The organism is Geofilum rhodophaeum (assembly GCF_002210225.1).
In the GTDB taxonomy this organism is placed as follows: domain Bacteria; phylum Bacteroidota; class Bacteroidia; order Bacteroidales; family Marinilabiliaceae; genus Geofilum; species Geofilum rhodophaeum.
Map to the genome: position 1 here is coordinate 1 of NZ_MWUJ01000044.1, position 4,221 is coordinate 4,221.

Below are 4,221 nucleotides of genomic sequence, written 5' to 3' on the forward strand. Positions count from 1 at the left end.
TATAGATAACAAATTGGTTTCAGGGTAGTGGCCCTATGTGGAAAGAATAATCACTAACAAAGAAAACGCAACGCACTATATTGCCACACGTTATGCCCCATTCTATAACAAAATGATAGCTACAACTGAAATAGAACTTAGAGAATTGATTGACAAACTCAAGGACAATCCACAAAATCTTGACTTGATAAATGAGATAGCACTTGGATATTTTGAAAATCCCTCTATGCTGACTGACGATGAGGATTTGAAATATTTTGAATTGGCTTATTCAATAAAAAAGACAATTAAATCATCTCATAACTTAGCGTGGTATCTTTACTTTGAATGTGGTAAAGAAAACAGAGCGATAGGAATTCAAAAAGAACTAATAGAACAAAAGCCTAAATCTTATTTGCCATATTATTTGCTTGGATTCATGTTACTGGAAAAAGAGGACTTAAAAAAAGCTTTAGAATACTTACAGATTGCAAAGGAAAAATCCAACCGTAGAGATATTTTACACAATATTGGATTTTGTTATTTCAAATTAGGCGATTTAAATACCTCACGAGAATACTTTAGCATAGCAAATACAGAATTTGATTTAGAATATAGAAGTGCTTTTAATCAGGCAGTTTTGGATTTTCAATTACATGACTCAGAAAGTACAAGGGAAATTGCTGATAGACTTTTCCAAAATATTGAGCAAAATTCAGTTTCAATGATTGGTGGCTACGAAATAGGATTTCTATATTATCTACTAGGAGATTATGACAAAGCAACAGAATCGCTAATAAAACAAGGAATCGACGGAGTTGATTTGACTGATTGGAAAGAATTGTCTTATTCTCTATTTATAAGCGATAATAAAAGGTGGATTTCTCAACACAAGAAAATGATTTCGGAAAGAGAAAACTGGATTACTGAAATTAATACAGAACCTGATGAATGGGATTTTGATTCAGAGCAAGACCGGAATGAAAGATTAAGCGAGCTAAAAAACGAGATTAAAAACATAAATGAGTTGATTTTAAAAGGGATTTCAAAACCTGAAGTAGAAATAAGTAAAAATATTTGGATTGAACCATGTGGCTGTTTACTTTTTGATTGTAAAAGACATGAAAATCAACCTGATGATAATTAAAAACGGGGCATAACATCGCATATACCTAATGGCGGTTTTACTGCACTTTGTAAGGCTTTTCGCCCGCTCAAACTTCAGCACGGTTTGACAGTTGAATCGCCCGCAATCCGCCACTAGGTATATGCGTAGCGTTACCTGCAAGTTTAAGGAATGCGTACATTAAAGAAATGATGGATAAAACACAATATATTGAAACATTAATAAAGCTTGTTGAATTAAATAGCGACGAAACTTGGACTTTGACATTTAAAAATTTAAGAAATGGTGGATATTTACCAGGCGGAGGTGCAGGTTCACTAAATGATTGGGGACCATCCTATACTGATAAGCTTCAACACGATTGGTATTCTCATTTTTATAGGATAATGAGGTATCTATATGATAAAAATTTGCGACCTGAATCTCTGAAAGACTTCAAGTCAATTGCAAATAGCCATAAAATCCAAGTTTTAAGGTGTGTCGATTGTAATGGGCGTTATCAACATCCATCGGTATTTGAATCTCATATTGCATTGGATTTTTATACGAAAAGAACTGCCGATTATTATAACAAAGGACAGTTGATTAAGATACTAGAACCGATTGAATCTTATGGTAGTCCAACTATAAATTTTTATCGGGATTGGTTAAATGGTGAATATAAAAGATTAGGAATTGAAATTTATGATTTTGTGAGAGCTAAATATGTTTGTCCACATTGTGGTCGTCAGCATTCAGAGACACAGCATGATTTATATAAGATTGAAAAAAAACTTTTTGGAAAGATGAAAATTCGACACCTAAAAGATAATGCAAGTTGGAATGACTTTGAATAAAAACCAGCAGGTAACATCATGTATAAAATATTTGGGGGTTTAGTGGTTACATGAAACATTCTGCCCCGCATCAGCTTTTCTAACGGCAGACAGTTACAACGCCCGCAAACCCCAAACATTTCATACATGTGGGCGTTGTAGTCTAGCCCTTGGATTCCCAGCACGTATAATTGATTCGCAGAACGTGTTTTTCTTGATTCCCAGCCGGAAGGATTTCGCGAGACAATAAATATAAATCCAAGCGTCTTTGACCAGGTATTCGTGAAGTAAAGGTCGTGGTCAGACAGTGGGTAGGTCTTTTAAAGGTACCTGCAGAGTAGTACACCAGGATTCTGCGGTTGTCGTAGGAAAGTGAAGTTTGGCAGCCCGTTATTGGGCTTCGGTAGAAACTGCCCTATTTTATAGAACTGACAGGATTGCCGTGATTTGCATGACAAAGCATCCTGAATATTGAATTGGCCACGGTGAAGGGTGCATAAGGACAACCGGATTCGATTTTCTAGTTCAGCGCAAACAGTGACCTGCATCAAACAAGGGGTTGCGCAATGATTGCTTCCCGACACGGATAAAATATTGATTGGCAGAAACGTAAAGCCAGGATTTCACCGAGACAAATGTTTGCATACAGATTGCAAGTTTCATAAGAAAAGGGTAGAGTCCAGACAGGGTTGCAATTTTTGCAGTAAATTCGGAGATTATTGCTTCCCGAAACGTAAAGGAAGCGCGAGGAAAGAATAGAAAAGGGGCCAGACTACAACATCGTATATATAATATTTGGCAGACAGTGGCTTATTGGTCATTTCTGCCGGTTTGTAAAGTAGTGGTGGTTGGACAGAATAGTGCTTCGAATTGCCAAACATTTCATATACGTGCTCGTTAGGCATAATATTAACAAAATGAGACTACCGAAGTATCATAAATCATCAAAGACCGGTGAAGAGGGAATTACCATCTTAAAACGCTTTGTGGAGACTGAACTAAATTGGATTTTCAGACCTAATCATAAAGAATACGATTTTGGCATTGATGCTTACTTTGACATAATCACAGACTATGGTAATGTCACTGGAAAAACGATTGCGGTACAGGTGAAAACTGGAGCATCGTTTTTTACAGAAAAAAATGAATTTGGTTGGATTTATAGGGGGGAGATGAGCCACCTTAATTACTATTTGAATCACGATATTCCGGTAATAATTGTTCTTGTAAATGAATCGACAAGTAAAATCTATTGGACTCATTGTGACCCAAATAAAACTGAAAAAGCGGGTTCAAGTTGGAAGATTACTATGCCATTTAATCAAGAGTTGAAACTTAAATCAAAGAAAGAATTAATCCAATATGTCAGTCCTGTAAAAGATTACGCTTCTCAATTGGATGATTTCTGGAAAGTCAACAAGGCTATTAGAGATGCAGGAATAATTTTGTTCATAGTAGAAAGAGAAGATATCGAAGAAAATAGTTATGAAAGGCTTTTGTTAGGTGTTGAGAGGTTATTTGTTAGTCCAGAAATTACAAAAGAAAGTAAAGAAAAAGTAGACATCTTAATTAATGGGTATAATGATGACCCTAGAGAATTGATAGATATCCCAGAAGTTAGGAAGTGGGTAAAATCTATTTTTAAAAGGGGTAACGGGTGGGCGTATTTTTTAACGAAAGGAAAACACGCTCAATTTCTTAGGGTAATGCAATTATGCATTATGGAATATAAACAGTTCATTGACAAAAAAGGTCAAAAACAGCTGGATATTGATTTGGTTAGTGGAATTCCATTTCTTGAAGAAATGTATACTGATTTAAATAAATTTACTAAAAAGAATAATATCCCTATTGAGATTAATAAGGAAGTTTCAAAGAATCTTTCTGACTTCTTAATGGGAAAAGTGAAATAAATACTATGCCTAACATCATGTATAAAATATTGGGGGTTTATGTGTGCACAAGCAACTTCACTCCACGTAGCAAGTGTCTTAACGGCAGACAATAACGTAGCTCGCAAGCCCCCAACAATTTCATACATGTGGGCGTTGCCGCCAATTACAGAGAACCCATCCCATGCGTTTAATGGATTTGCACTCGGTAGAATAGATAAAACCGGATAATCAGCAGACTGAATACGCTGGTAGACTTTTATGAATAAATCGGTGCGAAACGTAATAATGAAATCCATTCGCCTTTGACCAGGGTTTTGTAAAATTAAGGTGGTGCTCATTCAGTGGCTTGGTATTTTAAAGGTTTGTGCAGAGTAGGATTCAGGGATTCCTGCGGTTGTCGTAGGAA

Annotated in this window: 3 protein-coding genes; all 3 read left to right on the forward strand. The window is 35.9% G+C overall.

Features of this window, described 5'->3' with window-relative positions; all coding sequences use genetic code 11:
* Positions 1-37 precede the first annotated feature (37 nt).
* The 3 genes from B4W65_RS16800 to B4W65_RS16810 all read left to right on the forward strand — a co-directional run bounded on the left by B4W65_RS16800 (position 38) and on the right by B4W65_RS16810 (position 3,833).
* Positions 38-1,126, forward strand: a complete 1,089-nt coding sequence (locus B4W65_RS16800; protein ID WP_088656322.1) for a tetratricopeptide repeat protein — start codon at positions 38-40, stop codon at positions 1,124-1,126.
* Between the two features lie 167 nt (positions 1,127-1,293).
* Positions 1,294-1,941 (forward strand): hypothetical protein, encoded by a 648-nt coding sequence (locus B4W65_RS16805; RefSeq protein WP_088656323.1) that lies wholly within the window; start codon positions 1,294-1,296, stop codon positions 1,939-1,941.
* Positions 1,942-2,837: 896 nt separating this feature from the next.
* Positions 2,838-3,833 carry a DUF4365 domain-containing protein gene (locus B4W65_RS16810; protein ID WP_088656324.1) on the forward strand — a complete coding sequence of 332 codons (996 nt, stop codon included), beginning with the start codon at positions 2,838-2,840 and terminating at the stop codon, positions 3,831-3,833.
* Positions 3,834-4,221 lie beyond the last annotated feature (388 nt).

Excerpts from the sequence above, each read along its gene's own strand:
- B4W65_RS16805 (WP_088656323.1), top strand. The coding sequence starts at position 1,294 with ATGATGGATAAAACACAATATATTGAAACATTAATAAAGCTTGTTGAA.
- B4W65_RS16810 (WP_088656324.1), top strand. The coding sequence starts at position 2,838 with ATGAGACTACCGAAGTATCATAAATCATCAAAGACCGGTGAAGAGGGA.